The organism is Xaviernesmea oryzae (genome assembly GCF_900109605.1).
Classification (GTDB): domain Bacteria; phylum Pseudomonadota; class Alphaproteobacteria; order Rhizobiales; family Rhizobiaceae; genus Xaviernesmea; species Xaviernesmea oryzae.
In genome coordinates this window covers 134,560-160,485 of the sequence record NZ_FOAM01000003.1, presented here as the reverse complement: position 1 = coordinate 160,485, position 25,926 = coordinate 134,560, and the positions used below count along the sequence as shown (strand labels likewise).

General features: G+C 64.1%; 26 protein-coding genes and 1 pseudogene. 17 read left to right on the top strand and 10 right to left on the bottom strand.

Going from position 1 to position 25,926, the window contains the following annotated elements:
* Positions 1 to 68: 68 nt before the first annotated feature.
* The 11 genes and pseudogenes from BMX61_RS04365 (at position 69) to BMX61_RS04315 (ending at position 13,978) form a co-directional block, all read left to right on the top strand.
* Positions 69 to 1,325, top strand: a complete 1,257-nt coding sequence (locus tag BMX61_RS04365) for an SAM-dependent methyltransferase (protein ID WP_075629016.1) — start codon at positions 69 to 71, stop codon at positions 1,323 to 1,325.
* A gap of 94 nt (positions 1,326 to 1,419) precedes the next feature.
* A pseudogene (recO, locus tag BMX61_RS04360) lies at positions 1,420 to 2,139 on the top strand (DNA repair protein RecO); the annotation flags it as partial.
* A 245-nt stretch (positions 2,140 to 2,384) separates the two neighbouring features.
* Positions 2,385 to 5,273: a DUF2339 domain-containing protein gene (locus BMX61_RS04355; protein WP_075629015.1), complete on the top strand. Its 2,889-nt coding sequence runs from the start codon at positions 2,385 to 2,387 to the stop codon at positions 5,271 to 5,273.
* Complete coding sequence (locus BMX61_RS04350; protein ID WP_075629014.1) at positions 5,239 to 5,991, top strand: HD domain-containing protein; 753 nt, start codon at positions 5,239 to 5,241, stop codon at positions 5,989 to 5,991. The genes BMX61_RS04355 and BMX61_RS04350 overlap by 35 nt, the downstream gene beginning before the upstream one ends.
* Before the next feature lie 200 nt (positions 5,992 to 6,191).
* Positions 6,192 to 7,070 carry an MOSC domain-containing protein gene (locus tag BMX61_RS04345; RefSeq protein ID WP_075629013.1) on the top strand — a complete coding sequence of 293 codons (879 nt, stop codon included), beginning with the start codon at positions 6,192 to 6,194 and terminating at the stop codon, positions 7,068 to 7,070.
* A 75-nt stretch (positions 7,071 to 7,145) separates the two neighbouring features.
* The gene (locus BMX61_RS04340; protein WP_075629012.1) at positions 7,146 to 8,399 is read left to right on the top strand and encodes an MFS transporter; all 1,254 of its coding nucleotides are present in this window, start codon (positions 7,146 to 7,148) and stop codon (positions 8,397 to 8,399) included.
* Positions 8,400 to 8,664: 265 nt separating this feature from the next.
* A complete protein-coding gene (gene nadA, locus BMX61_RS04335) occupies positions 8,665 to 9,744 on the top strand; it encodes a quinolinate synthase NadA (protein ID WP_075629011.1) in 1,080 nt (359 codons plus the stop codon).
* Between the two features lie 40 nt (positions 9,745 to 9,784).
* Entirely contained in the window at positions 9,785 to 11,383 is a 1,599-nt protein-coding gene (locus tag BMX61_RS04330) for an L-aspartate oxidase (protein WP_075629010.1), read from the top strand.
* 83 nt (positions 11,384 to 11,466) lie between these two features.
* A complete protein-coding gene (nadC, locus tag BMX61_RS04325) occupies positions 11,467 to 12,375 on the top strand; it encodes a carboxylating nicotinate-nucleotide diphosphorylase (protein WP_075629009.1) in 909 nt (302 codons plus the stop codon).
* A 213-nt stretch (positions 12,376 to 12,588) separates the two neighbouring features.
* The gene (locus BMX61_RS04320) at positions 12,589 to 13,302 is read left to right on the top strand and encodes a sulfite exporter TauE/SafE family protein (protein WP_075629209.1); all 714 of its coding nucleotides are present in this window, start codon (positions 12,589 to 12,591) and stop codon (positions 13,300 to 13,302) included.
* Between the two features lie 199 nt (positions 13,303 to 13,501).
* Complete coding sequence (locus BMX61_RS04315) at positions 13,502 to 13,978, top strand: superoxide dismutase family protein (RefSeq protein WP_075629208.1); 477 nt, start codon at positions 13,502 to 13,504, stop codon at positions 13,976 to 13,978.
* A gap of 101 nt (positions 13,979 to 14,079) precedes the next feature.
* Here BMX61_RS04315 and BMX61_RS04310 read toward each other — a convergent pair whose 3' ends face one another.
* The 9 genes from BMX61_RS04310 to BMX61_RS04270 all read right to left on the bottom strand — a co-directional run bounded on the left by BMX61_RS04310 (position 14,080) and on the right by BMX61_RS04270 (position 20,832).
* A complete protein-coding gene (locus BMX61_RS04310) occupies positions 14,080 to 14,886 on the bottom strand; it encodes a mechanosensitive ion channel family protein (RefSeq protein ID WP_075629008.1) in 807 nt (268 codons plus the stop codon).
* A gap of 73 nt (positions 14,887 to 14,959) precedes the next feature.
* The gene (locus tag BMX61_RS04305; protein WP_075629007.1) at positions 14,960 to 15,925 is read right to left on the bottom strand and encodes an NUDIX hydrolase; all 966 of its coding nucleotides are present in this window, start codon (positions 15,923 to 15,925) and stop codon (positions 14,960 to 14,962) included.
* Complete coding sequence (locus BMX61_RS04300; RefSeq protein WP_075629006.1) at positions 15,922 to 16,464, bottom strand: tyrosine phosphatase family protein; 543 nt, start codon at positions 16,462 to 16,464, stop codon at positions 15,922 to 15,924. Before BMX61_RS04300 ends, BMX61_RS04305 begins: the two co-directional genes overlap by 4 nt.
* A complete protein-coding gene (locus BMX61_RS04295) occupies positions 16,461 to 17,108 on the bottom strand; it encodes an HD domain-containing protein (protein WP_075629005.1) in 648 nt (215 codons plus the stop codon). The genes BMX61_RS04300 and BMX61_RS04295 overlap by 4 nt, the downstream gene beginning before the upstream one ends.
* 228 nt (positions 17,109 to 17,336) lie before the next feature.
* Complete coding sequence (gene ygfZ, locus BMX61_RS04290) at positions 17,337 to 18,185, bottom strand: CAF17-like 4Fe-4S cluster assembly/insertion protein YgfZ (protein WP_075629004.1); 849 nt, start codon at positions 18,183 to 18,185, stop codon at positions 17,337 to 17,339.
* A gap of 276 nt (positions 18,186 to 18,461) precedes the next feature.
* Entirely contained in the window at positions 18,462 to 19,244 is a 783-nt protein-coding gene (locus BMX61_RS04285; RefSeq protein ID WP_075629207.1) for a hypothetical protein, read from the bottom strand.
* Positions 19,245 to 19,400: 156 nt separating this feature from the next.
* The gene (locus tag BMX61_RS04280) at positions 19,401 to 19,670 is read right to left on the bottom strand and encodes a hypothetical protein (protein ID WP_092742305.1); all 270 of its coding nucleotides are present in this window, start codon (positions 19,668 to 19,670) and stop codon (positions 19,401 to 19,403) included.
* 227 nt (positions 19,671 to 19,897) lie between these two features.
* The gene (locus BMX61_RS04275) at positions 19,898 to 20,413 is read right to left on the bottom strand and encodes a TIGR02301 family protein (RefSeq protein ID WP_083639567.1); all 516 of its coding nucleotides are present in this window, start codon (positions 20,411 to 20,413) and stop codon (positions 19,898 to 19,900) included.
* Entirely contained in the window at positions 20,410 to 20,832 is a 423-nt protein-coding gene (locus tag BMX61_RS04270; RefSeq protein ID WP_075629205.1) for an NUDIX hydrolase, read from the bottom strand. Before BMX61_RS04270 ends, BMX61_RS04275 begins: the two co-directional genes overlap by 4 nt.
* Positions 20,833 to 21,145: 313 nt before the next feature.
* On the opposite strand from BMX61_RS04270, the gene BMX61_RS04265 reads away from it, so the two are divergent.
* Positions 21,146 to 21,943 carry an SOS response-associated peptidase gene (locus BMX61_RS04265; RefSeq protein ID WP_075629003.1) on the top strand — a complete coding sequence of 266 codons (798 nt, stop codon included), beginning with the start codon at positions 21,146 to 21,148 and terminating at the stop codon, positions 21,941 to 21,943.
* 99 nt (positions 21,944 to 22,042) lie between these two features.
* Here the strand turns inward: BMX61_RS04265 and BMX61_RS24595 are convergent, their stop codons facing one another.
* Positions 22,043 to 22,216 carry a hypothetical protein gene (locus tag BMX61_RS24595; RefSeq protein WP_170854898.1) on the bottom strand — a complete coding sequence of 58 codons (174 nt, stop codon included), beginning with the start codon at positions 22,214 to 22,216 and terminating at the stop codon, positions 22,043 to 22,045.
* Positions 22,217 to 22,581: 365 nt separating this feature from the next.
* On the opposite strand from BMX61_RS24595, the gene cysS reads away from it, so the two are divergent.
* From cysS to BMX61_RS04240, 5 genes are all read left to right on the top strand, one after another.
* Positions 22,582 to 24,036, top strand: a complete 1,455-nt coding sequence (gene cysS / locus BMX61_RS04260) for a cysteine--tRNA ligase (RefSeq protein WP_075629002.1) — start codon at positions 22,582 to 22,584, stop codon at positions 24,034 to 24,036.
* 171 nt (positions 24,037 to 24,207) lie between these two features.
* Positions 24,208 to 24,486 (top strand): ribbon-helix-helix domain-containing protein, encoded by a 279-nt coding sequence (locus BMX61_RS04255; RefSeq protein WP_075629001.1) that lies wholly within the window; start codon positions 24,208 to 24,210, stop codon positions 24,484 to 24,486.
* A 30-nt stretch (positions 24,487 to 24,516) separates the two neighbouring features.
* Positions 24,517 to 24,789 (top strand): type II toxin-antitoxin system RelE/ParE family toxin, encoded by a 273-nt coding sequence (locus BMX61_RS04250; RefSeq protein ID WP_075629000.1) that lies wholly within the window; start codon positions 24,517 to 24,519, stop codon positions 24,787 to 24,789.
* Positions 24,790 to 24,886: 97 nt separating this feature from the next.
* Positions 24,887 to 25,402 (top strand): GFA family protein, encoded by a 516-nt coding sequence (locus tag BMX61_RS04245; protein WP_075628999.1) that lies wholly within the window; start codon positions 24,887 to 24,889, stop codon positions 25,400 to 25,402.
* Positions 25,399 to 25,884, top strand: a complete 486-nt coding sequence (locus tag BMX61_RS04240; protein WP_234794593.1) for a GFA family protein — start codon at positions 25,399 to 25,401, stop codon at positions 25,882 to 25,884. The genes BMX61_RS04245 and BMX61_RS04240 overlap by 4 nt, the downstream gene beginning before the upstream one ends.
* Positions 25,885 to 25,926: the final 42 nt, after the last annotated feature.

Here is a 25,926-nt window from a genome sequence, read left to right as displayed (position 1 = left end):
TCATCATGCCTCGTGCTCTCGCCGCGGCCTCTCGTCGGCGGCGAAAGCCGAATCGGTGGAGGTTCTGCATGGTTTCCGCGCTCCGTGCCTCGCTTCGCAGGCTCGTTCACAAAGGCAATCTGACCGTCACCTATCCGTCGGGCGAAACGGAAACCCTAGGCGATGGCGCCGGTCCACCCATAATCCTGCGCATTATGGACAGCGCGGCAGAAGCCGCCATCGGCCGCGATCCCGGGCTCGCCTTTGGCGAAATGTACATGGATGGCCGCGTGATCCTGGAACAGGGCGACCTCTATGACTTTCTGGCGCTTGCCAAGGACAACGGCCTGGAACGCGGCGCCAACTGGCAGAATATCGGCATGGCGCTCTACCATGTCGCCCGCCAACAGCTGCGCTCGCGCATGCCGGTCAATCGTAACAGGCACAATGTGGCCCACCACTATGATCTGAGCGGCCAGCTGTTCAGCCTGTTTCTCGACGAGGACTGGCAATATTCCTGCGCCTATTTCCATCCCGATGGTCTCGACCTCGACGAAGCGCAGCGCGCCAAGAAGCGCCATATCGCCGCCAAGCTGCTTCTGGAGCCCGGCCAACGTGTGCTGGAGGTTGGCTCCGGCTGGGGTGGCATGGCGATGACGCTGGCTGAAAGCTCCGGCGTTGACGTCACCGGAATCACGCTGAGCGAGGAACAGCTGAAGGTCTCGCGCGCGCGGGTGCAGGCGCGTGGCCTGGTGGACCACGTGCGTTTCGAGCTGCAGGATTATCGCACGATGACGGCGCGGCCATTCGACCGGATCGTCTCCGTCGGCATGTTCGAGCATGTCGGGATCGGCAACTATCCGGGGTTCTTCAGAAAGATGCATGACCTGCTGCGCCCGGATGGCGTCATGGTGCTGCATTCGATCGGGCAGGTGGTCAAGCCTTGGGCCACCAATCCCTGGATCGAGAAATATATCTTCCCCGGCGGCTATATTCCGGCGCTGTCGGAGGTGCTGCCGGCTGTGGAGCGTGCCGGTTTCTTCGTGCGCGACATCGAGATCCTGCCGATGCACTACGCCCATACGCTGCGGGCCTGGCGCCAGCGCTTCCTCGCGCGGCGCGACGAGGTTGTTCGGCTCTATGATGAGCGCTTCTTCCGCATGTGGGAATTTTATCTGGCGGGATCGGAGACGGCCTTCACCCATGACGGACATTTCATCTTCCAGCTCCAGCTTTCGCGCCAGCTCGCCTCCGTGCCGTTCCATCGCGACTATCTTGCCGAACGCGAGGCTGTACTGAAGGTGTTCGACGCCAACCGGCCGCCGCTCGAGCCGATCGTCTTCTGACGAACGAAAGTAGAGAGGGCGATGAGATGGGGGAGGGTGCGCGTTGGCCGCCCGCACGCTTGTCCGCAAGGCGCGCGCCTTGTAGAACCCTGTCATGCAATGGACCGATCAAGCCGTGGTGCTCGGCATCAAGCGCCTGGGCGAAGCCTCCGTCGTCGCCGAGGTCATGAGCCGGGCCCATGGCCGCCATCTCGGCATCGTCAGGGGCGGGCGCTCACGTGCGATGCAGCCGGTGCTGCAGCCCGGCAATCTGGTCGAGCTTACCTGGCGTGCGCGCCTTGACGAGCATCTGGGCGAGTTTCGCATCGAGCCGATCAGACTGCGCGCCGCGAAGCTGATGGAGGCCGCCACCTCGGTCTATGGGGTGCAGGCGCTAGCCGTGCTGCTCAGGCTTCTGCCGGAGCGGGATCCGCATCCGCATCTCTTCGAGGCGCTGGATGTGATTCTCGACCATATGGAAGACCCGGCCGAGGCAGGCGAGCTTTTCATCCGCTTCGAGATCGCCGTGCTCAATGATCTCGGCTTCGGCTTGGACCTGAGCCAGTGCGCCGCGACGGGCGGCAATGACGATCTTGCCTATGTCTCGCCCAAGACCGGTCGCGCGGTGTCGCGCAGCGCCGGTGAACCTTATGCCGACAAGCTTTTCGCCTTGCCACCCTTCCTAACCAGGACCGGGGGCGGTGCCGATTTTTCTGCACTGGCCGAAGCATTCCGCATGACCGGCTATTTCCTTCACCGCCACGTCTACGAACCACGCGGCCTGGAAGCCTCAGCTGCGCGCGACGGCTTCGTGCAGGCGGCTCTGAAGCGTCTGAAAACGGGGGAGACGGCCTTGCCGGAGCGTCCCGCATCCGCATTGTCGTCATCGGCGCAGAAGGATGGTCTGGCCGACGCACGGCTGCGTCAGCCTCCTCTTCTGCGCGAGACGGCCACTAGCCGCTCGTCGGAGCCGGCAGATGCGGCAACCGCCGCTTCTTGCCCGCCAGACCCGCGTATGTCTCACTCTCCTGCCGCGTCTGACGGCGCTGGCCTTGATATCAACGACCCGGAGCCCCGCTGATGGACCTTTTGATGCTCGGCGCCTTCCTTCTGGCCGTGCTGGCTTTCGCGCGCGCGCGGCGCACCGAGGCGCGCCTTGATAGCGACGTGAAAGCGCTGCGGGCCGAGATCGCCGCCTTGCGCGCAGCGGGCCCCGCAGCAGCGGAAAGCGAAGTCTCTCAGCCGGCACTGGCGCAGGCGGAAACGCCGGTGGCGGAGATCTGGCCGCGCGCACCGGCCGAAACCGGCGAGGCGGTGGAGCGGGCGGCGCGCGGAGAACCTGTGATGGTGGCTCGGGAGGAACCCGCCTCTCCAAACACCAGGCCTGTCGATGCCGCCCCGCCACCGCGACTGGAAAGCCTGGAAAGCCGGCTCGGCGCACGCTGGGCCGTGTGGACCGGCGGCCTGGCGCTCGCGCTCGGCGGTGTTTTCCTCGTTCGCTACTCCATCGAGGCCGGGCTGGTCGGGCCGGGCATCCGCATCGCGCTGGCGCTCGTCTTCGGTCTCGGCCTGATCGGCGCGGGCGAAATCATCCGCCGCCGGGCCATGCCGGCGCTATCGGCTCGTTTTTCCAACGCCCTGATTCCCGGTGTGTTGACGGCAGCTGGCGCCGCCACCCTGTTTGGCGCGCTTTATGCCGCCCATGCGCTGTACGGCTTCATCGGCCCTGCTCTGGCCTACATCCTGCTCTCGGTGGTTTCGCTTGGTGTCGTTGCGCTGTCGCTGCGTTATGGCCAGGCGTTGGCCGGCCTCGGGCTTGCCGGCTCGCTGATCACGCCGGCGCTGATCTCGTCTGACGATCCGAATTTCTGGGCGCTGTTTATCTTCCTCGCGATCGCCTGGGCCGGCACAGCGCTTGCAGCGCGGCTGAAGGCTTGGCGCACCGTTCCCGCGCTTGCCAATCTCGGCGTGCTCGCCTGGATCCTGCTGGCGCTGCTGGGCTCGGAAATGACCGACGAGCTGCCCATCGTCACCGTGCTTCTGGTGATGATCGCCGGCACCGGCTTGATCTGGCCGGCCGGCGCGCTTGGCCGCGAGACGGTGCCTGTCATAAGAGACGAGGCGGCTGACGAGGCCGACGCTACGCCCGTTACCGCTCCGCCGAGGCGCCTTGGCTTCCTGCGTCGTGTCTGGTCTCGGGTCGCCGTGCCGTTCTTCGGCATCACGCTGACGCTGTCGCTCGCGGTCTTCCTGTCGGTTCTGGCGTTGGCGACGCTGTCGCTCGATCGCCCTCTCGATGGCATCCTGCAGGCGAGCGCCGTGCTGACAGGGCTTGCCTTGCTGGCGGCATTGCGACGCGGCATGGTCTACCCGGCTCTCGCCACGGGCTTTGGCGCCATCGGCACGGTCTATCTCTTTGCCGATCTGCTCACGCCCTCCACGGCGACGCTGGGTGCCCTGCCACCCAACTGGTCCGTCACCGCCTTTGCCGGCGGTCTTTCGGTCCTGCTGATTCTGCTCGGATGGCCGGGCCTGAAGCGCAGGCTTGCTGCCGACCAGGCCCAGGGCCTGCATCCGACAGGTGCTCTGTCAGCCGCCGTCGCAGGCCTGTCTCCGGTCGGGCTCGTTCTGGTCTCCTTCCTGATGGTCGGCACGTTCGGGCATGATTTCGGCCATCTGGCCTTGTCGCTTGGTCTGGCCTTGCTGCTGCTTGTTCTCACCGAAGCGAGCGCGCGTTGGCCGGGGCCTCAATCTCCTCGGGCAGACGTCGCGCGCGGCTGGCTGATGGCGGGCGCCATGGGTCTTGTGGCCGTGGCCGGGCAGGCGACCGGTAGCGGACTTGCCGCCGTGGTCGTCATCGCGGCGGCTGGCCTCGGCTTCAGTTTAGCGACACGTTGGCGTGCCTTCCCGGCGCTGCCGTGGATCAGCGTGCTGGCTGCTGCCATCCTGCTGCTGCGCTTTGCCTATGAGCCGACGGTCGTTCCGCCGGAGGCACTCGGTCGCATGCCGGTGTTCAACGCGCTGCTGCCGGGCTATGGCCTGCCGGCGCTTGCGATGATTTTGGCGGCGTGGCACCTGCGCGCCTGGCCATCCGCGCGCCCGCGTGAGCTGCTGCAGGCGCTTGGCTGCCTGTTTGCGCTGCTGACGCTGGGCATGTTGGTGCGCCATGGCCTGCATGGCGGCGTTATCGACGCCTCTGCCCCCTCGCTCGGCGAGCAGGCGATCTACACGCTGTTGATGATCGGCGCGGCCGGAATTTTGACGGGACTCGACGGGCGAAGCCCGAGCCGCTTCTTCCGCTATGGCAGCATGGCGCTCTCGGTCATGTCTGTCGGATTGGTGCTGGCCGTCCATCTTCTGGCGCTTAATCCCTACTGGACGGGAGAGCCGCTCGGCCCCCTGCCGATCCTCGATCTCCTGGGTCTTGGCTATCTCCTCCCAGGTCTTGCCTTTGCTGGGCTGGCCGTGCTGTCGGCCAAGCGCCGTCCGAAGGCCTATGTGACGCTGATCGGCATTGCCTCAGGCGTCATGATCTTTGCGTGGGCGACTCTATGCGTGCGCCGCGCCTGGCATGGTGAGGGGATTGCCGACTGGAAAGGCTTCATGCCGGCGGAAACCTATGCCTATTCCGCCGTCTGGCTGGCGTTGGGCGTCATCCTGCTGATTGCCGGCGCGCGGCGCCACGCTGCCGCCCTCCGCCTTGCCTCGGCGGCGCTGGTGCTGATCGCCGTGCTCAAGGTCTTTCTGGTCGATATGTCCAATCTGGAAGGCGTGCTGCGGGCCCTGTCCTTCATCGGCCTTGGTGCGGTGCTGATCGGCATCGGACTCTTCTACCAGAAAATCCTGAGCGGCGTGGCGCTGCCGGCCTTGCCGGAGGCCTTGCGCTCTGCCACCTCCGCGCCATCCGAAAACCGACCGGAACCTGAGTCCGCCGATGACACTGATCCAGAGCGCCCTTCACAGCCTTGAGCCGAAGCCGTCCGACCGGGATGGCCTGGCTGGACACTTCGCGCCTTTCGAGAATCTGGCGGCACGGCTTCTGCCGTTCTCGGTCCCGTCGGGCAATGACGGGGCGCATGATACCGGGCATATTCTCCGGGTCTGGCGCAATGCCTTGACAATCCAGGCGCAAGAGGGCGGGCGCCTGCCGATCCTCGCCGCCGCCGTGCTGCTGCACGATTGCGTGGCGGTGGAAAAGAACTCGCCCCTGCGCGGCCAAGCCTCGAAGCTTGCCGCCGACAAGGCGCACGAGCTTCTTACGGCGGATGGCTGGTCGGCGGAGGATGCGCAGGCCGTCGCCCATGCCGTGCATGCGCACAGCTATTCGGCGCGCGTGCCGGTGGAAAGCCTGGAGGCGGCCATTCTGCAGGATGCCGACCGTCTCGATGCAATCGGCCTGGTCGGCGTCGCCCGTTGCTTCTCCATCGCCGGCCGCATGGGCAGCGCCCTGTTCGACACGCTCGATCCCCTGGCTGAGCACCGGCCGCTCGATGACAAAGCCTTCGCGCTCGATCATTTCGAAACCAAGCTCCTGCGCCTGGCGGACACGTTTCAGACGGCTTCAGGGCGCATGATCGCAACGGCGCGGACGGAGGCGCTGCGACGCTTTCGGGACGGGCTGCTTGCCGAAATTCAGGGAACCACCTTCATCGATCGCGGGTTCCCAGAGCCGGTGGAGATCGCGTGAAGCCGGCAGGTTTCCGTGACGATGTTGCTTGGCGGAAAAGGTCAACAGAGCCGAGGCGGATATCGCAGATCCCTGATTTTGGGGATCGCCAGGCGCAGGCGAATCGTCCCTGATTGACAATGGTAACGATCGGCTTATTAAGGCCCACTTAATTCAAGGTTGTCGCTCTGGGCTTGTTCTCGTTCTTGAAGGGGTCGCGCATGCATGTCTCCGGCTTGTTCGTCTATCCGCTGAAAAGCGCGCGGGCGTTTGCAACCAGCCAAGCTCATGTCGAGCCGGCCGGGTTGTTGCATGATCGTCGCTTCATGGTGATCGACAGCGCCGGACATCTGGTAAGCCAGCGTGATCTTCAAGCCTTGGCGCAGGTCAACGCCACGATGACCGAGGACGGGCTGCATCTGGAAAAAGGCGGTGAGCATATTCATGTTCGCCTCGATCCAGCCCAGCGCGCACAGGTCAAGATCTGGACCAGCCTGATCGATGCAGCACTGGCCGATGCCGAAACCAATGCGGCACTGTCGCGCTGGTTCGGCCAGACGCTGCGCCTGGCATTTCAGGACGCGCAGGCGGAGCGTCGGGTCGGTGCTGCCTGGGCCGGCGAGCCTGTTCCGGTCAGCTTCGCGGATGGCTATCCCCTGCTGCTGACCACAACCGCTTCGCTCGACGATCTCAACACCACCATGGCGTTCCAGCGCCAGGAAGCTGTGGGAATGGACCGTTTCCGGCCCAATCTGGTGGTGGAATGCGATGTGCCATGGGACGAGGATGCCTGGGAGGCGATCGAGATCGGCGGCATTCGGTTCGACCTGGTCAAGCCCTGCGAGCGCTGCATCATGACGACGCAGGACCAGACGACGGGCGAACGAACCGGCGGAAACCCGATCCAGGGCTTGGCGGTCAAACGGATGTCGGGCGATCCGCGTGTGCGCGGCGTTCTGTTCGGCTGGAATCTGGTGCCGCGCGGCACTGGGATCGTCTCGATGGGCGATGCCGTGACGGTCATTTCCCGCCGCGGCGAGACTTGGCCGATGAAGCAGCGCGACAGGGGCGAACGTTCCACGATCAATTCCACTCAATGATCGCTCAAATCAATTGTCTTTTCCTCTTGGCGAAGGACTCCTAAGAAGAGCCTGTCTTCTTCTGGAGCTTCGGCCATGACCTCTGCCTCGACCGCATCGCCATCCTCTTCCGCTATGCAGGCGGGCCGGCCGTTTCCCTGGCTGATCATCCTGGCGGGGTCGATCGTCGCCATGCTGACCTTTGGCCCGCGCTCCGCCATGGGATTTTTTCAGCTGCCGATCCTGAACGACCGCGGCTGGGACCGATCGACCTTCGCACTGGCCATGGCGCTGCAGAATTTGAGCTGGGGCCTGAGCCAGCCGATTTTCGGCGGTCTCGCCGATCGCTTCGGCACGTGGCGCATTCTCGCGCTGGCAGGGCTCGTCTATGCCACGGGACTTTTCATCATGGCGCATGCTGGCGCACCGCTCTGGCTTCATGTCGGCGGCGGCGTCCTTGTCGGCCTTGGCGTCGGTGCCGGCTCCTTCGGCACGGTGCTGTCGGCTTTCGCCCGGCATGTGACGCCAGCCCAGCGCTCCATGGCCTATGGCATCGGCACGGCGGCGGGCTCGGCCGGCATGTTTCTGTTCGCGCCGCTGTCCCAAGGCTTGATCCAGGCCTATGGCTGGTCCGACAGCCTCGTCATTCTCGCCTTGCTGATGCTGATCGTTCCCTTTGCCGCCATTCCCTTGGCTGGCAACGCCGCATCCGGCCGCCAGGGGGGCGAGCTCTTCCCCCAGACGGCAAGCCAGGCGTTGAAGGAGGCCTTCGGCCATCGCAGCTATCTGCTTTTGGTCAGCGGCTTCTTCGTCTGCGGCTATCAGGTGGCCTTCATCACCGCGCATTTTCCCGCCTATCTCGGCGATATCGGCATCGATGCCCGCTACGGCGTGATCGCGATCGCTCTGATCGGCTTCTTCAACATCATCGGCTCACTCGCCGCCGGCATCATTAGCCAGAATGCGTCAAAGCCTTATTTTCTGGCGCTGATCTATCTGGGCCGTTCGATTGCGGTCGCCGCCTTTCTCCTTTTGCCGCAGACATCGACCTCGGTGATCGTCTTTTCCGTGGTCATGGGGCTGCTCTGGCTGTCCACCGTGCCGCCGACCAATGCACTTGTTGCCATCATGTTCGGCACGCGCCATCTCGGCCTGTTGGGCGGCATGGTGTTCCTGTCGCACCAGATCGGTTCGTTTCTTGGCGTGTGGATGGGCGGGGTGCTGTATGATCGGTTCGGCTCCTATGATCCCGTCTGGTGGATCGGCGTGCTGCTGGGCCTGTTTGCTGCCGCCGTCCATCTGCCCATCCGGGAGCGGCAGGTGCAGCGGCCGGTTGCCGCGTCTGCCTGAGAGTCGCTCAGCAAGAGGCCGCACTCATTCGTATACCGGACATCGGTCCATCGCGGCATGCGCCTCTGGCGAAAATCCGGCCCGTTCTTTTGTGGGCCGCTTGAAAAGCGTCATAAAACTTTCTAATTGCAATCTTGCTCATGGCGAATTTCCTGCCTGACTTATGCTCACTTTGAGCATATCCGGGTAAGGGTTCAGAGGGGCGACGGGGTCGACGTGGTAGCCGGACGGGCTTGGGCGCCGGCAGGGCGGGAAGGAACAGGCAATGCAAAAGAGCGAATTTAAGCCGATGGCAGCGCGCGTGCCGGATCCGACGACTGCCGCCGCGCGTTTCGGCGTCCTGCCGAAGCCGGACCTGGCCTTCACGCCGGAGATCGCGCGCGAGACCGAGCCGCTCTACCAGAAGGTCAAGGATTTCATCCCCGCCTTCGAATGGCCCGTCTATGCACCCTACGTCGCGGCGATCAACCGGCTGAAGCGCGAACGCAATGCCGTGATCCTGGCGCATAATTATCAGACGCCCGATATCTTCCACTGCGTCGCCGATATCGTCGGCGATTCGCTGAAGCTCGCCCGTGACGCGACCAAGGTCGATGCCGAGATCATCGTCCAGTGCGGCGTGCATTTCATGGCCGAGACCTCCAAGCTCCTGAACCCCGAAAAGACGGTGCTGATCCCCGATTCCAAGGCGGGCTGCTCGCTGTCGGATTCGATCACCGGTGCGGATGTGCGCCTGTTGAAGCAGCGCTACCCGGGTGTGCCGGTGGTCACCTATGTCAACACCTCGGCGGATGTGAAGGCGGAGACGGACATCTGCTGCACCTCGTCCAATGTGCTGCAAGTTGTCGAAAGCCTGCAGAGCGACACGGTGCTCTGCATTCCCGACGAATATCTCGCGATGAACGTGGCGCGCCAGACAAACAAGAAAATCCTGACCTGGAAGGGCCATTGTGAGGTGCATGAGCGCTTCGGCGCCGAAGAACTGCTCGCCTATAAGGCCGCCTATCCAGGCCTTGAGATTATCGGCCATCCCGAATGTCATCCCGACGTGATCGCGGTTTGCGATTTCGCAGGCTCTACGGCCGGCATGATCGATTATGTCAAGGACAAGCGTCCGCCCAAGGTGCTGCTCGTCACCGAATGTTCGATGGCCTCGAATGTCGCGGCCGAGGTTCCGGAGGTGGATTTCGTCAAGCCTTGCAATCTCTGCCCGCACATGAAGCGGATCACGCTGCCAAAGATCCTCGACAGCCTGCTGACCATGACCGACGAGGTGACGATCGATCCCGCCGTGGCTGACCGCGCCCGGCTGGCGGTAGAGCGGATGATCGCGCTCAAGGCGTGAGCAACGGGCCGGCGGCGTCCGGCTCTGGGAGGGGTAAGGCATGATGAGCAACAATTTCCGGCCGCAGGGCCCAAGCGGCATTGACGATATCGTCATCGTCGGCGGCGGGCTGGCTGGTCTGTTCTGTGCGCTGAAGCTCAGCCCGCGTCCCGTGACCCTTCTCGCCGCTGCCCCGATCGGCCATGGCGCGTCCTCCGCCTGGGCGCAGGGTGGCGTGGCGGCGGCCATGAGCCCGGGCGATACGGTCGATAAGCACGTCGCCGACACGCTGGTTGCCGGTGCCGGCATCGTCGATGAGAAGATGGCGCGACTGATGGCGTCCGAAGCCGCAGAACGCATCCATGATCTCATCTCTTATGGTGTGCCCTTCGACAAGGATCTGGAGGGCCGGCTCTTGCTGTCGCGCGAGGCCGCGCATTCCGAGCGGCGCATCGTGCGGGTGCGCGGCGACATGGCCGGCATGGCGATCATGGAGGCGCTGATCGCCCGCGTGCGCGCCACGCCGTCGATCCGCGTGCTCGAAGGCTATGTGGTGGAAGAGCTGGTGCGCGAGGGGCGCTTCGTCTCCGGCGTTATCGCAAGGCCGGATGCCGGCCAATCACGCCGGCGCGTGGCCTTTCCTGCCCGTGCCGTGGTGCTGTGCTCCGGCGGCGTCGGCCATCTCTTTTCGGTCACCACCAATCCGCACGAGGCTTGCGGCCAGGGTATCGGCATGGCCGCCCGCGTCGGGGCCATCATCGCCGATCCGGAATTCGTGCAATATCACCCGACGGCGATCGATCTCGGTCGCGATCCCGCGCCGCTGGCAACCGAAGCCCTGCGCGGCGAGGGCGCCTTGCTCATCAACAAGCAGGGGCATCGGTTCATGGCCGACCTTCACCCCGACGCCGAGCTTGCCCCGCGCGATATCGTGGCGCGCGGGGTCTTTGCAGAGGTGACGGCCGGGCGCGGCGCCTTTCTCGACTGCCGTAAGGCCGTCGGCGCGCACTTCCCCGAGGCTTTCCCTACGGTCTACACCTCCTGCATGTCGGCCGGCATCGATCCAGTCCGCGACCCGATCCCGGTGGTGCCGGCCGTTCACTACCATATGGGCGGCGTGCTGACCGATGCGGAGGGCCGCACCTCCGTCGATGGACTCTGGGCTGCGGGCGAGGTGGCCTCGACGGGCGTTCACGGCGCCAATCGGCTGGCGTCCAATTCGCTGCTGGAAGCCGTTGTCTTCGCCGCGCGCATTGCCGAGGATATCAAGGGCGTGCTGCCGGTGGCGCGCATTACCGCCTGGGAAGACAATGCCGGGGAGAGCGACGACCCGGTGACGCTGGAAGACAGCCCGCAGCTGTCTGCCTTGCGCAAGCTGATGAGCGCCAAAGTCGGTGTGATCCGCACCCGGGGTGGCCTCTGCGAGGCGCTGGCCGAGATTACCGCTTTCGAACGTGCGAATGGTCGTTTGCGCTTCGGCAATATTCTCACCACCGCCAAGCTGATCACCGTGGCGGCGCTCCAGCGCATGGAGAGCCGGGGCGGTCATTTCCGGTCTGATTTCCCGGAAACAGACGCTTCCTGGCACCACCGCACCTTCCTGACGCTGGCCGATGCCGACCGCGTGGCGGCGGAGCTTGCCGGCATGCGCGCCGCCTGATCCATAAGACGCAAGGCGGCCGCGCCATTTCTCTTCCATCGCGCTGCACCTTTGGGCGCAATCCGCAAGGAGCATGAAAGCTGATGACACATTCGTACCCGCCAGAATTGCCCGATCTCCTCGTGGAAGCCCAGGTACGCGCCGCGCTGGTCGAGGATCTCGGCCGCGCCGGCGACGTCACGACGCTTGCCACCATCGGGCCCGAGGCGCAGGCCAGTGCCGTGCTCTCCGCGCGTGATCCGGGCGTGCTTGCCGGGCTGACCCTCGCACGCGCGGCCTTCGGCCTGGTCGATCCCGCGATCCGCTTCGAGACGGCGCTTGTCGATGGCGCGCCGCTCGTTCCCGGCACCACCATCGCCACCGTGTCCGGCCGGGCACGAGGCCTTCTATCGGCCGAGCGCGTGGCGCTCAACTATCTCATGCACCTGAGCGGCGTCGCCAGCCTGACTGCCCGCTATGCCCATGAGATCGCCCATACTCATGCGCGCATCACCTGCACGCGCAAGACGCTGCCTGGGCTGCGGGCGCTGGAAAAGTATGCCGTGAAACTCGGCGGCGGGTCCAACCATCGCTTCGGTCTGGATGATGCGATCCTGATCAAGGACAATCACATCGCGGTGGCCGGCGGCATTGCGCCCGCCCTTGCCGCTGCCCGTGCCTATGCCGGACATCTCATGCGCATCGAGATCGAAGTCGATACCCTCGACCAGTTCAGCGAGGCGCTGGATGCCGGCGCGGACGTGGTGCTGCTGGACAACATGACACCCGACAGGCTGGCGGAAGCCGTGGCGATGAATGCGGCCCATCATGGTCTCGTCGCCGACGGCGATTACGCCCATGCCAAACGCCGCACCGTGCTCGAAGCCTCTGGCAATGTCTCCCTCTCAACCGTTCGGGCCATCGCCGAAGCGGGTGTCGACTTCATCTCGACCTCGAAAATCACCATGGCTGCGCCAACGCTCGATATCGGCCTGGACATGGCAATCGCGTGAGCCGTCAGACCTGCGCGCCTTGAAAAAGTGAATCTGTTTCAACGTGATGAGGCGCGCAATTCGCGCGGCGCGAGAGCTTGCAGCAACTTCATGTAACACTTTAACGAGCGGTTAACAGCGCTCGTTGCTCCGGGGAACTTTAAGGCTGTTCAGCGATTGCGCTAGGCTTTTTCGGCCTTGGGGAAAGGATGCGGTTTGGACGGCGATCTCTGGATGTTCATCGCTATCGGCTTCTTCGCGCAGCTGGTGGATGGGGCGCTTGGTATGGCGTTTGGCTTGCTCACCACCACCAGTCTTCTGACCCTCGGCGTTCCCATCGCCACCGCAAGCGCCATGACGCATGTGACCGAGGTGTTCACCACGGCGGCGTCCGGTCTCTCGCACACCTACCAGCGCAACATCGACTGGCGGCTTGTCGCCCGCCTTGCACCGGCCGGCATGATCGGCGGGGCGATCGGGGCCTATGTCCTGTCCAATATCGATGGCAAAGTGATCGAGCCTTATGTCTCGGCCTATCTCGTTCTTGTCGGGCTTTACATCCTGTTCAAGGCATTCCGCCCCTTGGCCCTGCGCGAGGTTCGCGATTGGCTGGTACCGTTTATCGGGCTTGCCGGAGGCGGTCTGGATGCGGCTGGTGGCGGCGGCTGGGGTCCGATCGTCACCACCTCGCTGATCGGCCGCGGGCATGATCCCAAACGGGTGATCGGGTCCACCAGCCTGACCGAGTTTGCCGTCACCCTGGTCATCTCGGCCACTTTCCTCGTCACCCTCGGCGTGTCCGAACTCGGCTCTGCATTCGGGGTCATCATCGGCGGGGTCATCGCCGCGCCCATCGGGGCGCTGGTGGTCAAGAAGCTGCCGGTGCGGCCGTTGATGATCGCCGTGGCGCTTCTCATCATCGCCACCTCCGCGATCCGTCTGTTCTGACCGCATATGTTGATCGAGATCTTAAGCCAGGGCTTCGGCGAGGTCTGACGTTCGCGTGAGGTCGCGGAACAAGGCTCCGCGCGGCAGGTTTTTCCGGGAACGCTTTTTAAGGCCGCGCGTCCGGGCGGCCGTGACCAGGAAGGAGATCTCGATGAACAGGCTGATCCTCACAGCGACGGCCGCTGGCGCCCTTGCCCTTATGACCAGCGCGCCCGTTCTGGCGCAGACGGCGTCGCAGACCGCGATGGCCGAATTCGTCGGTAAGGATGGAAAGTCGAACGGCCGCGCCATGCTGACGGCCGGAAAGAACGGGGTCTTGATCGAAATGGAGATCAGCGGCCTGCCCGCCGGCAAATGGGTCGCCTTCCATGTGCATGAAACGGGTCGCTGCGATCCGGCAGGCGGTCATGAATCGGCAGGCGGCCATTTCAATCCGACCAAGGCCGAGCACGGTTTTCTCGCCGCCAACGGCCCGCATGCCGGCGACATGCCCAATCAATATGTCGGCCAGGATGGCGTGCTGCGTGCCCAGGTCTTCAACAGCATGGTGCGGCTTGACGACAGCACGACCGGCATTCGCGGCCGTGCCCTGATGATCCATGCGCGCTCGGATGACAATCGCAGCCAGCCCTCCGGCGATGCCGGTGAACGTCTGGCTTGCGCGGTCATCCAGTAGCGCCTGGAACGTCGCGATCGCAAAAGCCAGAAGGCCCGCTTCGACGATACGAAGCGGGCCTTTTCCTTGCCAAGGCTTGCGATAAGAGGGGCGCAGCCTGGCTATTTTACCGGGATCTCGCTTTGCGCCAGACGGAGCTGTGCGGCCTGTGTCAGCTCGCGCGAGGTCTTCCACCAGTCGTGGGTGGCGATCCAGGCGCGCAGGATCAGCGTGGCATTGTCGCCGGAGAAGCTGTCGACGAAGACCCGTGGTTCGGGATTTTCCAGCACGTCCTGATTTTCCTCCGCCAGTCCGTCGAGAACCTTGAGCGCCCGGTCGATGTCTGCCCGACTGACAGTCACGCTGAGATCGAACTTACGTGTGGCTTCGCGGCTGAAATTCGTGACCGGCACGTTCCAGAGCGTGGAATTCGGCGCCAAAAGATAGACCCCGTCCGCATTGACGAGTTCCGTGGCGAACAGCCCGATCTCGCGCACGGTCCCGGAGACCTGCGGTGTCTGAATGGTTTCGCCGACGCGAAAAGGACGCAGCACGAGAAGCATGATGCCGGCGGCGATATTCTGCAGCGTGCCCTGTAGTGCCAGGCCGATGGCCAGGCCGGCGGCGCCAAGCGCCGCGATGATGGACGCCGTCTGGACCCCGAACTGGCCGAGCACGGTGATGAAGACCAGCAGCAGAAGCGCATAGCGAATGATGTTGGCGAAGAACCGCGCCAGCGTCTCATCGATGCCGTGAACCTTCTTCAGCCCGCTGTAGGCCCAATTATGGATCAGCCGTGCCAGCGTCCAGCCAATGACCAGCAGGATGATGGCGCCGATGATCGAGAAGGAATATTGGATCGCAAGCGCGGTGATCTGGGTGAAGGCAGTGCGCGTGGCGACGAGGACGCCGGAAACCTGATTATCCATCGGCAGCTCCAAATCTATTGCGTTGCAACGGAGATGGAGCGAGGCAGGCAGGCGTCAAGCGGAGCCGTTGGCCTCAGCGCGTGCCGAGCTTCAGCCCCGGAGCTGGCCGCTCCTCCAGAATTTGCCGGCGGAAGCGGAAGAGAGCGGCCGGGCGTCCGCCTGTTCCAGCCGTCATGGCGCCGGTCGGCTCCACCAGCTCGGCGCCCTCGACCAGACGACGGAAGTTCTGCTTGTGCAAATGACGGCCAGAAATCGCCTCAACGGTGGCCTGAAGCGCCGTCAGGGTGAAATCCGGGGGCATGAGTTCAAAAACCACGGGGCGGTATTTGATCTTGGCCCTCAGACGGGCGATCGCCGTCGCGACGATCCGGCGGTGATCATGCTGCATGGCTCGGCCGAGCGGTGCGGCGGCATCGGGTCGTCCAGCGCCGTCGGCATGTCTGTCTGCCAACGCTTCCGAGACAAGCCCGGCCTCGTACAGCAGCTCGTAGCGCTCCAGCACGCGCTCTTCGTCCCAGGGAACATCATCGAGCCCGAAGGCAAGACGCACGCGGGCACGGCGTTGGGTGGCGGCAGCGCGGTCTGCCTCGGGCGTCTCGGCCCAGGCAGAAAGCCCGGGCAGAATGGCTTGGTCGATTAGGCCCGGCCTTCCGCCTCGCCAGTCTTCCCACGGCAGATAGGCATACCAGTCGCGCCAGCGCGCGCCGGCTTCTTCCAGCCGCGAGGCGGCTTCTTCGTCCGGCCGGGCGAGGGCGAGGTAGCCGACCGAGACCAGATGCTTGCCTTCCTCGCCCGCCTCCCGATGGCGGCCACGATCACCGAAAGTGTAGAGCTGCTCGATGTAGCCGAGCGACAGCGCCGTCTGCGCCTCGACATGGGCGCGCAGGCTGGTCTCGAAAGTCCGATGGCGGTGCGGATCGAACGGGCCGAAGGGCAAGGCGTCGCGCGCACCACCTGCCGCATCGGCCAGCGCCAGGATCATCGGCGCCTGGGCACCACGCGCCACCACCACCGCATTGAGCCCGATTTCGACGCTCATGCCGGCGCCAGGTTCTCGTTGCCAGCCGCGCTGAGCGTCAGCAGGAACGGGTGATTCCCGTCCGCCTCGGCGCCGCGTCCGATGCGCGCGACCGCTGATTGAAGCTTGCCGCCGCGATCCAAGAGCGCGTCGCCGATCTCGATCAGCCGCATATTCGGCGTGGCAAAGCGCGAGGCGGCCCGAAGGCGGTCGACCAGGGTATCGTCGTCCTGGTCCGGTTCCAGCGCCAGAGCGATCAGAAGCGCGGCGGCCGGTGAGCGGGAGACGCCCATCCAGCAATGCACGAGCAGTGGCGCCGTCCTCTCCCAGTTTTGCGCAAAGGCGAGGATCGCCTTGATATGCTCCTCATCCGGGGCAATCAGCGGCCCGGTGGGCTTGACGATATCGTTCATCGCCAGCGTCAGATGCCGCTCCGGGGGAATGCAGGCCGGGCGATGGAAATATTGCTGCGCGCCAAGCAGGCTTAGCATGCCGCCACAGCGATGGCGCACCGCCATTTCCGCGATGCGCGCCAAGGGAGAGACGACGATGAAGCTCATGGCTGCGGCACTCCGCGCGCAGTCTTGGTATTGCCTGGATTGGGATCCGCGCCTTCGTTCCGCTCCGCCTCGATCCGCTCGAAACGTTCGGCGAAGAGAGCCTGGGCCTCCGGCGCGGGAAGCGGCGTCATCGGCAGCATGTCCGCGGTAATGGCCCTGGGGCGGCCGAAGAAGGTGGCGGCTTCGGCGGAGGAAAAGCCGGCGAGCAGCGTCGCTTCGAAAAAGGCGGCAACGCGGTCGGCTTTCTTGATTTTGTCACTCAGCGTTGCCGCCGGTGTCGCCGGCAGGCCAAAACGCAGATGGATGGCCGCCTCGATGCGCTTTTCCACGGTCTTGTAGCCGCCGCCGACCACGGCCTTGAACGGCGAGATCATGTCGCCGATCACATATTCTGGCGCATCGTGCAGAAGCGCCACTTGGCGCTCGGCTGGTGTGACCCTGTTCAGCCGCTGAAAGATCTCTTCCACCACCACGCAATGCTGCGCCACCGAAAAGGCATGCGGCCCTGCCGTCTGCCCGTTCCAGCGGGCAACGCGCGCCAAGCCATGCGCGATATCGCTCAGTTCGATATCGAGCGGCGAGGGGTCGAGCAGGTCGAGCCTGCGGCCGGAAAGCATGCGCTGCCAGGCGCGAGGGGCGGACATAGGCCTTGGAAAACTCCTGTTGGATCGTCACGCGACAGCGCCCGGCCTCTTCGGGATGGGCTTTGCTGCGCGACGCGCCTTTCCCTTAAGCCGATTCATGGCTGAAAGAAATCCACGCGGAGTTGAGGGAGATGGATGATGCTCCGCAAGACGATCGCGCCATGCGGCGTGCAATGGCCGTCTGCCTCCAAGGCAGCGGCCTCAACCCCATAGGGCAGTCGAAACGCTTTACAGCTGATGCGCCTCTTCGGCCGGCTCCTCGGGAAAGGACAGACCTGTCCAGGCAGGCAAGCCGAGCAGAACCGGAACGGACCCAGCCGCCAGCGGCTGTCCATGCGCCAGCGCGTCGCCCACCTTGTCGATTCGAACGATGGCAAGCCCTTGCGCGCCGGCTACGCTTCCAAGCGTGCCAATCGGCTTGCCGCCTGCTGTCACCGTGGCGCCGGATTCGGGCAGAGCGTCTTCACCCGCCACCAGCACGACACGCCGCCGCGCGGTGCCACGATGCTGCATGCGGGAAACCACCTCCTGCCCCACATAGCAGCCCTTCTTGAAGGAAAGGCCGCCATTGAGATCGAGAAGAATATCATGAGGGAAGACGTCCTGCGGCGGATAGTCCGGCCCGCATTCGGCAATCCCGGCTGCAAGCCGAGCCGAGAGATAGATTTCGGCCCCATCGGCTTCGATCGTGCTTGCATCATAGCGCCTGAGGAGCGGCATCCCCGCCTTTTCAAAGCGCACATCGCTCAACGCGCCATCCTCGCGCTCAAGGCCGATCGCGGCAGCGGCATCGGGTTGCAGCGTCAGATTCACCGCCGCACGCAGCTTGTACATGGTCAGCCGCTTCAAAAAAGCGTCCGCCTGAGAGGTGGCGATGTCGATGCAAAAGCCGCCATCCGAGCGGCTGATCAGGAAATCGAAGAGGACCTTGCCCTGTGGCGTCAAGAGCGCGCCGGCCCGCAGTTCACCAACCACCAGTTGGCCTAGGTCGGTGGTGACGAGACCTTGCAGCAGGCTTTCCGCATCCGCTCCGGTTGCGTGGATCAGTGCACGATCGGCAAGACGCATCCATGGCATGGCGACACTCCTTCAGCCTCGCGCGCGCCGCGATCTTTCCGATCAGCCCGGACGCTGAGGATCCTTGTTCCGACGCAGCTCTTGATGGCAAAGCCGCTGTAGATGCTGCACGAGATGAACCCAATCCCTGTTTGGAGCACAGGCAACGTCCCTCGTCTCTGACAGGTAGGACGACCGGCCGCCGGCTGCAAGCGTCAGGTCACGATCCGAAGAATAAGAAGAAGCCTGCCGCAGCTATCCGGCACGATCAATCCTGCGCGCCCCGAAAAGTAGGGCTCAGTCGCCGCCGGACAGGAATTTCCACTGGCCATCCGGGCTGATGCCGATCCGGTAGAAATTATAGCTGCCGAATTCCTGCATTGCCATCACGTCGCCTGCCGTGACGAGGCGCATGAGATCGACCTTTTCCGGCGGCGTGAGCGAGGCAAGCGGCTTGGCGACGAAATAGGGCCAGACATAGACCTCATCAGGGGTGCCGGCATCCATCTTCACAAAGCCGGTCGACAGGAGATCCAGCATGATGGCCAGGATTTCCAGCCCATCGGAATCGCCCGAGAGGCCCTTTATGGCTTCGATCGGATCTTCTTCCTCATTGTCGCCGATGACGGTCTGGGTCGGACCTTTGCCGAGCAGGGCGCGCAAGCGCTCGACATCGCCAGAGGCAGCGGCTTCCACGATCAGCTGACGCATGCGGGCGACCGGCGCGGGGATCTTGGAGATGTCGGTGAGGACCTCCACCGGCTTTGGCTGCGCTTCGGCGGGCTTTGCGCCGGAGGCTGCTGCCGGTGGCTTGGCCACCAGCGGGTCCGGCCGGGGAATGCTCCCACCGGGATTGGCTGGCGCCTGGGCCGCCGGTGCCTGGGGTGTCGGCCCTGCGGCTGGTGCCTGGCCTTCGGGCGTGCCTGCCGGTGTCTGCTGCTGCGCATCACCGGGAATGGTCTGAAGATCGCTCAGTGCAAAGGCCGGCGAAGCGGCATCGCCGGCTGCGGCAAGCAATCCCATGAGCAGAGCCGCAGCGCGCAAAGGGCGCCGCGTGCCGTCTGGAAAAAGACGGCCCATGAGAGGAGGGAGCGTCTTGAAGCGGGTCATCGCATATCTTCTTAAATTTCGGGAGCGGTTGGGAGCGTGACGTGACCTTGCGACTCTTTGCTCGCTCTCAGTTCTTGCGGGAGCCCATCATGCACCGAACGAGGTGACGCGTCAGCCCCGTCAATTCTATTGCAGGGAACGCGGCGGCGAGAACTCGCCGGCCAGCATGCGCTCGCGCACGGCCACGAGCATGGCTTCCGCGCCGTCTTCGCCGCGCAGGCGAATGGTCTCGCGCATGGCCAGCGCGATCGCCGCATCGGCAATGATCTCCGGCTCGATTCCATCGGCCATGCCATCGGCCCAGGCTTCGTTCTGATGTTCGAGGGCGGCCTGCATCTTCTCATGGACAATCATGTCGTCGATGTCGCTGAGAGTGGGTTCCATCATCCGTTCCATGCTGTCTTACGCCTTCACGCCTGGTGCCGCCTGTCGCCCATCGGGGCCCCGCCGCCGGGGTCCGTCAAAGGTCCTGTCTCTTTGCGCGGCTCCTGCAAGCAGACCCAGCCGCCGGACAAGGAGGCGATGCAAGCCGCACACCGTCATTTCCTTACCATGATCTTAACGAGTTTAGCAGCCTTTTCCCGAAACGGCATGCTGCACCCGCAAAAGAGGTTAATTACCGGTTAATTCCCGAAGCGCGCAACGATTTCCGCAGCCAGTGTTGCACCTTCGGCACGGTACTGGCGCTCGGCAGTCACGGCCGATGGTGTGCACTGCGTATAAACGGAGGCGAAGGCCCGATAGCCGCGGTTGAAGGCTGCGGTCATGCGCGTTCTGCGCGCTTCTTCACCCCGCGCCTCCTGAGCGATCAGCGCCTCCATGCTCTGGCGCCACTCGGCCGCATCAGGGCTTTTGCATAGCATCCGCAGATAATCGACCGAGCCCAGAATCTCCGACAGGCGCAAAAGGCGTGGGTCATAGGCGGCGTCCTGGCTCTCAGGCGCATTATTGACCGCAGGCGCGCCGGCTTGCGATGGCGGCCCTTTTCCGGGTCCCGTCGCCTGGCTTTCACCGGCCCTGCTCTGGATCTCGGTGAACTGCGCCTGTGCCGGCAGCGCCGCCAAGACTGCCAGAATGGCACACAGCAGGATGGCCTGAGCGTTCTGCCCCGGATTGAGACGAAGACCTCCCAGTGTCATGTGCGCTGGGCCTCAAGGCGTGCGATGCAGTCACGCACGCTGTCGGGTGCCGGCAGATCGACGATCTCCGCCGCCGTGAACCAACCAAGACTTTCCGCATCGTCGCCGGCAATGGCCTCGGCGTCCGCATCGGCCTCCACCAGAAACACCGAGAGGAAGAAATGGCGTGCCCCCGGCCCATCGGCTTCGAGTGGCGGCAGGTCATAGGTGGCGAAAAGACGAGGGTTACGGGCGGCAATCGCCGTCTCCTCGAAAAATTCGCGCAGAGCCGTTTCAGCCGGCGTTTCGCCCGCTTCGGCTCGCCCGCCGGGAAAGGCATACATGGCGGCCGAGGGCGGCTTGGCCCGGCGCACCAGCAGATAGCGCCCGCCGCGCGCCAGAATGGCCGAGGAGGCCAGGAAAGGAGAAGGTGATGCCATGAGATCCGGATCGGCCGCGTGCGGCGGGAAGGAAAGACGATTCGGCCGCATTGTATCGTCTCGCGCCTTGCTTATCTTGTCGAAAGAGCTTGCGCGCGGAAGGCGGGCAAAGTTTGATCGGATATGGCAGCATCGGGTTTTGCTGCCGAGAGCCTGTCGCATCTGGTTATGGCGCGGCATGCATGACATTGCGCCAAGCACGGCGCGAAGGATGGATTGATCTGACGGGAGCGCAGCGATGGGCCGCGATCGACGTTGCGCCGCCTGATCCGACCGAACGCATGCTTTGCGCTGATGCTGAAAGGACACTTCCATGTGCGGACGCTATGCGCTGACCGCTGATCTCCAGGAGATGGCTGCCGCCTTCGGTGCGATCGATCTCGATGTCCTCGCGCCGCGCTACAATATCGCGCCCACGCAGCCGATCCTTGTCGTGATCGCGGCGCCGCAAAGCCTGCCCGGCTCCAACCGCCCTGATCGCCGCGCGATGCTGGTGCGATGGGGATTCGTTCCGAGCTTCATCAAGGATCCGCGCGAATTTCCGCTCGTCATCAATGCCCGCAGCGAAACCGTGTTTGAAAAAGCCTCGTTTCGCGCTGCCCTTCGGCACCGCCGGGTGCTGATCCCCGCCAATGGCTTCTACGAATGGCGCAAGGCAGGCAAGAGCGAGCGCGCACAACCCTTCTGGATCCGCCCGCGCGATGGCGGCCTGATCGCCTTCGCCGGGCTGATGGAGTGCTGGGCCTCGCCCGATGGCAGCGAGGTGGACACGGCGGCGATCATCACGACGGCGGCGAATGATACGCTGTCGTCGATCCATGCCCGCATGCCCGTGATCATCAAGCCGCAGGATCATGCCCGCTGGCTGGATTGCCGCACGCAGGAGCCCCGTGCCGTGGCCGACCTTCTGGCATCACTGGACGAGCAGGCGCTTGAGGCCATTCCCGTTTCCGACCGCGTCAACGCCGCCGGCCAGGATGGGCCTGAGCTGCAGATGCGGGCCGAGGTCGAGCCGCTGACGCAAAAGGTGCCGCGCGCCAAGCCTGCAAAACCTGACCCAACCGGCGAGGACCATGCCGGCAAAGGCAGGGCCCAGCTCTCGCTCTTTTGATCCGAGCGGCCCGGCAAGGCGGAGCCGTTCGTATCCGTCTTGGGCTGAATTGTCCGCCCACTCCCGCAAGCGGCGGACAAAACGCCTGATATCGTCGGCTTATGCCGAGCGCAGCAGGTCTTCTTCCAGTGGGCGCCGGGCCTTGGGCGCCTCCGGGCGCTTCGGCGTGGTGGCCGCGACAACGGCCTTCAGGCCGAGCGGGCGATAGCGTTCGAGAAGGTTGGGACGCTGGACCTGTTCAGCCTGCTGCGTCTTGGTGTGATCTGCCGACATTGATGGTCACTCCTTAATCTGTCTGTCTGTTGCGTCCACGCGTCATTCTTCGACACGCGCGCCGAAAGGCGGCGCGCAGGAGAGCGCAAGGTCACTGTGTTGAAACATTGCCTCCTCCCCGAGACCGGCACGGCCCGACGATGAGATCATCGCACGAACCGAACATGCCGAATGTTCCGCACGAAACAGGCTGAACGATGTCGCTTGTTCGGAACTCTCGTGGCCATTTCGCGGAACCATGTTCAAAGCGATGCGATCATGACGAAAGAATGGCGCCGCCAGCCGTTTTGTCCTATGGACGGCGACGTGGCGGGTCAGCTGTTGCTTGACAGCCGCAGAACAGGAAAAGAACAGGGAGACCCGCCATGGCCGGCACGCCGACCTTGAGGCTGTACAACACGCTCACCCGCGAGAAGGCGCCCTTCGCGCCGATCGACGCTTGCGATGTGCGCATGTACGTCTGTGGTCCGACGGTCTATGACTTCGCCCATATCGGCAATGCGCGTCCCGTGATCGTCTTCGACGTGCTCTTCCGGCTTCTGCGCCACCTCTATGGCGCCGATCACGTGACCTATGCCCGCAACATCACCGACGTGGACGACAAGATCAACGCCCGCGCCCTGCGCGACCATCCCGATCTGCCGCTCAACGAGGCGATCCGGGCGGTGACCGAGAAGACGGCAATGCGCTTTGCCGCCGATACGGCGGCACTGGGCGCGCTTGCGCCGACGCATGAGCCGCGGGCCACCGACAATATTGCCGAGATGATCGCCATCATCCAGGCGCTGATCGCGCGTGGCCATGCCTATTCAGCCGGCGGCGAAGTGCTGTTCGATACCGCCTCCATGCCGACGTATGGCCAGCTCTCCCGCCGCCCGCTGGATGAGCAGCAGGCGGGTGCACGTGTGGCTGTCGATGCGCATAAGAAAAATCCGGCGGACTTCGTGCTGTGGAAACTGTCGAGCCACAACGAGCCGGGCTGGGAAAGCCCCTGGGGCCGCGGCCGGCCGGGCTGGCATATCGAATGCTCGGCCATGAGCAGCCGCTATCTCGGCGAGGTTTTCGATATTCACGGCGGCGGGCTGGACCTGATCTTCCCGCATCACGAGAACGAGATCGCCCAGTCCTGCTGCGCCTTCGGCACCCAGGTGATGGCCAATGTCTGGATGCACAATGGCTTCGTCCAGGTCGAAGGCCGGAAGATGTCGAAGTCGGAAGGCAATTTCATAACGATTGCCGATCTCCTCGACACCGAGACCTTCGGGGCCAAGCACTGGGCCGGCGACGTGCTGCGGCTGGCCATGCTGATGACGCATTACCGCCAGCCGATCGACTTCACGGTCAAGCGGCTGGAGGAGGCGCAAGGGCTGGTGCGGCGTTGGGCGGATGCCAAGCTCGCCATTCTCGCGGCGCATCCAGAGGTGGCCGGTGCGGCATTCACGTTGCCCGAGGACAGTCCGGTTCTCGACGACCTCAACCTCTACCCGGCGCTGATGGGTCTCAACACGCTATCGGGGCAGGCGCTGAAGGGCGACGGCGAAGCCGCATCCACCTTTCTCGGCCTGCTCGATCTTCTCGGCTTCGAGACGATCGAGCGCAACGCCCAGGCGGCGGCCGATCTCGACCTCGCTCTGTCAGGCGAAGGCGAATGGGCCGATGTGGCGGAGAAGATCGAGACGCGCCGGCAATTGCTGATCGCGAAGAACTTCGCCGAGGCCGACCGGATCCGCGACGAACTCTCTGCGCGCGGCATCCAGCTGAAGGACGGCAAGGATCCGCAGACCGGCGAGCGGGTGACGACGTGGGAGGTGAAGCGGTAGAGGCAGGCCGCCGAATGGGAGGTCAACCGTGCGGGTCCAATCTCGCGCGGTTGACGTTCTTTTGTGGGCGCTTGTTTGCTTGCTTGGCGGTTTCGCGATGCTAAGATCGGCCTGAACGAGCCGATATTGAGCAGGTTCTCGCTTTCTTTCGACTGAACCTTCAGGTGCGACATGGCCAAGACGAAGACTTTGAATATTGCTGTCACCGTCGAGCAGGCATCGGTTATTAAAGATGCAATCGAGACCGGCGCCTATGCCAATTCCAGCGAGATCATAGGTGAGGCTTTGGAAGACTGGGCCGAAAAACGGCGCTTTGAAAGCCTTGACCCTCAGAAGCTACGACGTCTATGGGCGGAAGGCAAAGCCAGCGGCGACGCATATCCAGCGGATTTTGACGCGCTTCTCGATGAAGCGCGGGGTGCTTTATCCAGTAGCGGCAATGGTCGCTAAGCTTTTTGGACTCCACAGGCCCGGGCGGATATCAAGCGCATCTATCTGGATATCGGCCGCGTCCAGCCGGAAGCCGCCGAGCGTTATTTTCGCCGATTTCGCGACAAGGCAGAACGTCTGCGCGATCATCCGCTGCTCGGACGAAGCCGGCCGGACATCTTCCCGACGGCCCGGATGCTTGTCGAGGCGCCCTATCTTATTCTGTACGAGACTGTTTTCTCCCGAGACGATGACGATGTCGAGCGTGTCGAAATCGTTCGTGTCGTCGATGGACGACGCGATCTGCAAGACCTCTTTCCATGATGGCATGGCCGTCCTCGTCGCGCTGTTAAGTCAATGCCTCGCATTGACGAAGCGCAACAAGGCAGGTCACAACACGGCATCAAAAGGAGACACTCCCATGACCGAACCGTTGAGAACCGGCGGCTGCCAGTGCGGCGCGGTGCGCTTCAAGGTCGAGGGGCCGCTCGGCGATGCCTCGGTCTGCCATTGCCGCATGTGCCAGAAGGCGTCGGGCAATTTCTATCTGCCGCTGGTCTCCGTGCGTCAGGCGAAGCTCACCTGGACGCGTGAGACGCCCAAGCGCTTTCAGTCGTCCAATCACGTGCGCCGCGCCTTCTGCCCCCATTGCGGCACGCCGCTGACCTATGAAGCGCCTGACGGCATGGCGGTGACGATTGCCGCCTTCGACGATCCCCGCGATATCCGCCCAACGGTGCAATGGGGCACGGAGAACAAGCTGCCTTATGTCGATGGGGTCCATGATCTGCCGGGACATGAGACGCTGGAGGATACGACGGCCGCCTCCTTCATTTCCGATATCGTTTCCTATCAGCATCCCGACCATGAGGTGCCCGGCTGGACACCGCGGCTGGAGGCGGAAGATCACTGGCGGCCGAAGGAGCAGGGGGTTTGACGGTGGAGCGCGATCAAAACGAGGTTCTGTCGGGCGGGTGCCAGTGTGGCGCCGTGCGCTTCCGCGCCAGCCATCTCGGCCGCCCCTCCATCTGCCATTGCCGCATGTGCCAGAAGCACTTCGGCAGTTTCTTCGGGGCCTTCGTCACCGCCGATCCGGCCCATCTGGAATGGACGCGCGGAGCGCCCTCGCTCTATCGTTCTTCCAACAAGGTCCGGCGCGGTTTTTGCCAGCGCTGCGGCACGCCTTTGACCTATCATCATCCCGGCGGCGTCGAACTGGCGATCGGCGCTTTCGACCATCCGGAGAAGCTGGAGCCGGAAATCCAGGTCAATCACGACAAACGCCTGCCCTGGATCGACCGGCTGTTCGAAAAGCCGGTGCTGGTCAGCGCCGAAGCCGACGCTTTCTTCGCCAGCATCGAGCCCTATCAGCATCCCGACCACGACACCGAAGTCTGGCCGCCTGACGATGGCCTCTAAAGCCCTCAGCCTTCGTCGTCCCATTTCCAAGATCAATGTGAG

Excerpts from the sequence above, each read along its gene's own strand:
- BMX61_RS04365 (WP_075629016.1), top strand. The coding sequence starts at position 69 with ATGGTTTCCGCGCTCCGTGCCTCGCTTCGCAGGCTCGTTCACAAAGGC.
- BMX61_RS04355 (WP_075629015.1), top strand. The coding sequence starts at position 2,385 with ATGGACCTTTTGATGCTCGGCGCCTTCCTTCTGGCCGTGCTGGCTTTC.
- BMX61_RS04350 (WP_075629014.1), top strand. The coding sequence starts at position 5,239 with ATGACACTGATCCAGAGCGCCCTTCACAGCCTTGAGCCGAAGCCGTCC.
- BMX61_RS04345 (WP_075629013.1), top strand. The coding sequence starts at position 6,192 with ATGCATGTCTCCGGCTTGTTCGTCTATCCGCTGAAAAGCGCGCGGGCG.
- BMX61_RS04340 (WP_075629012.1), top strand. The coding sequence starts at position 7,146 with ATGACCTCTGCCTCGACCGCATCGCCATCCTCTTCCGCTATGCAGGCG.
- nadA (WP_075629011.1), top strand. The coding sequence starts at position 8,665 with ATGCAAAAGAGCGAATTTAAGCCGATGGCAGCGCGCGTGCCGGATCCG.
- BMX61_RS04330 (WP_075629010.1), top strand. The coding sequence starts at position 9,785 with ATGATGAGCAACAATTTCCGGCCGCAGGGCCCAAGCGGCATTGACGAT.
- nadC (WP_075629009.1), top strand. The coding sequence starts at position 11,467 with ATGACACATTCGTACCCGCCAGAATTGCCCGATCTCCTCGTGGAAGCC.
- BMX61_RS04320 (WP_075629209.1), top strand. The coding sequence starts at position 12,589 with ATGTTCATCGCTATCGGCTTCTTCGCGCAGCTGGTGGATGGGGCGCTT.
- BMX61_RS04315 (WP_075629208.1), top strand. The coding sequence starts at position 13,502 with ATGACCAGCGCGCCCGTTCTGGCGCAGACGGCGTCGCAGACCGCGATG.
- BMX61_RS04310 (WP_075629008.1), bottom strand. The coding sequence starts at position 14,886 with ATGGATAATCAGGTTTCCGGCGTCCTCGTCGCCACGCGCACTGCCTTC.
- BMX61_RS04305 (WP_075629007.1), bottom strand. The coding sequence starts at position 15,925 with ATGAGCGTCGAAATCGGGCTCAATGCGGTGGTGGTGGCGCGTGGTGCC.
- BMX61_RS04300 (WP_075629006.1), bottom strand. The coding sequence starts at position 16,464 with ATGAGCTTCATCGTCGTCTCTCCCTTGGCGCGCATCGCGGAAATGGCG.
- BMX61_RS04295 (WP_075629005.1), bottom strand. The coding sequence starts at position 17,108 with ATGTCCGCCCCTCGCGCCTGGCAGCGCATGCTTTCCGGCCGCAGGCTC.
- ygfZ (WP_075629004.1), bottom strand. The coding sequence starts at position 18,185 with ATGCCATGGATGCGTCTTGCCGATCGTGCACTGATCCACGCAACCGGA.
- BMX61_RS04285 (WP_075629207.1), bottom strand. The coding sequence starts at position 19,244 with ATGGGCCGTCTTTTTCCAGACGGCACGCGGCGCCCTTTGCGCGCTGCG.
- BMX61_RS04280 (WP_092742305.1), bottom strand. The coding sequence starts at position 19,670 with ATGGAACGGATGATGGAACCCACTCTCAGCGACATCGACGACATGATT.
- BMX61_RS04275 (WP_083639567.1), bottom strand. The coding sequence starts at position 20,413 with ATGACACTGGGAGGTCTTCGTCTCAATCCGGGGCAGAACGCTCAGGCC.
- BMX61_RS04270 (WP_075629205.1), bottom strand. The coding sequence starts at position 20,832 with ATGGCATCACCTTCTCCTTTCCTGGCCTCCTCGGCCATTCTGGCGCGC.
- BMX61_RS04265 (WP_075629003.1), top strand. The coding sequence starts at position 21,146 with ATGTGCGGACGCTATGCGCTGACCGCTGATCTCCAGGAGATGGCTGCC.
- BMX61_RS24595 (WP_170854898.1), bottom strand. The coding sequence starts at position 22,216 with ATGTCGGCAGATCACACCAAGACGCAGCAGGCTGAACAGGTCCAGCGT.
- cysS (WP_075629002.1), top strand. The coding sequence starts at position 22,582 with ATGGCCGGCACGCCGACCTTGAGGCTGTACAACACGCTCACCCGCGAG.
- BMX61_RS04255 (WP_075629001.1), top strand. The coding sequence starts at position 24,208 with ATGGCCAAGACGAAGACTTTGAATATTGCTGTCACCGTCGAGCAGGCA.
- BMX61_RS04245 (WP_075628999.1), top strand. The coding sequence starts at position 24,887 with ATGACCGAACCGTTGAGAACCGGCGGCTGCCAGTGCGGCGCGGTGCGC.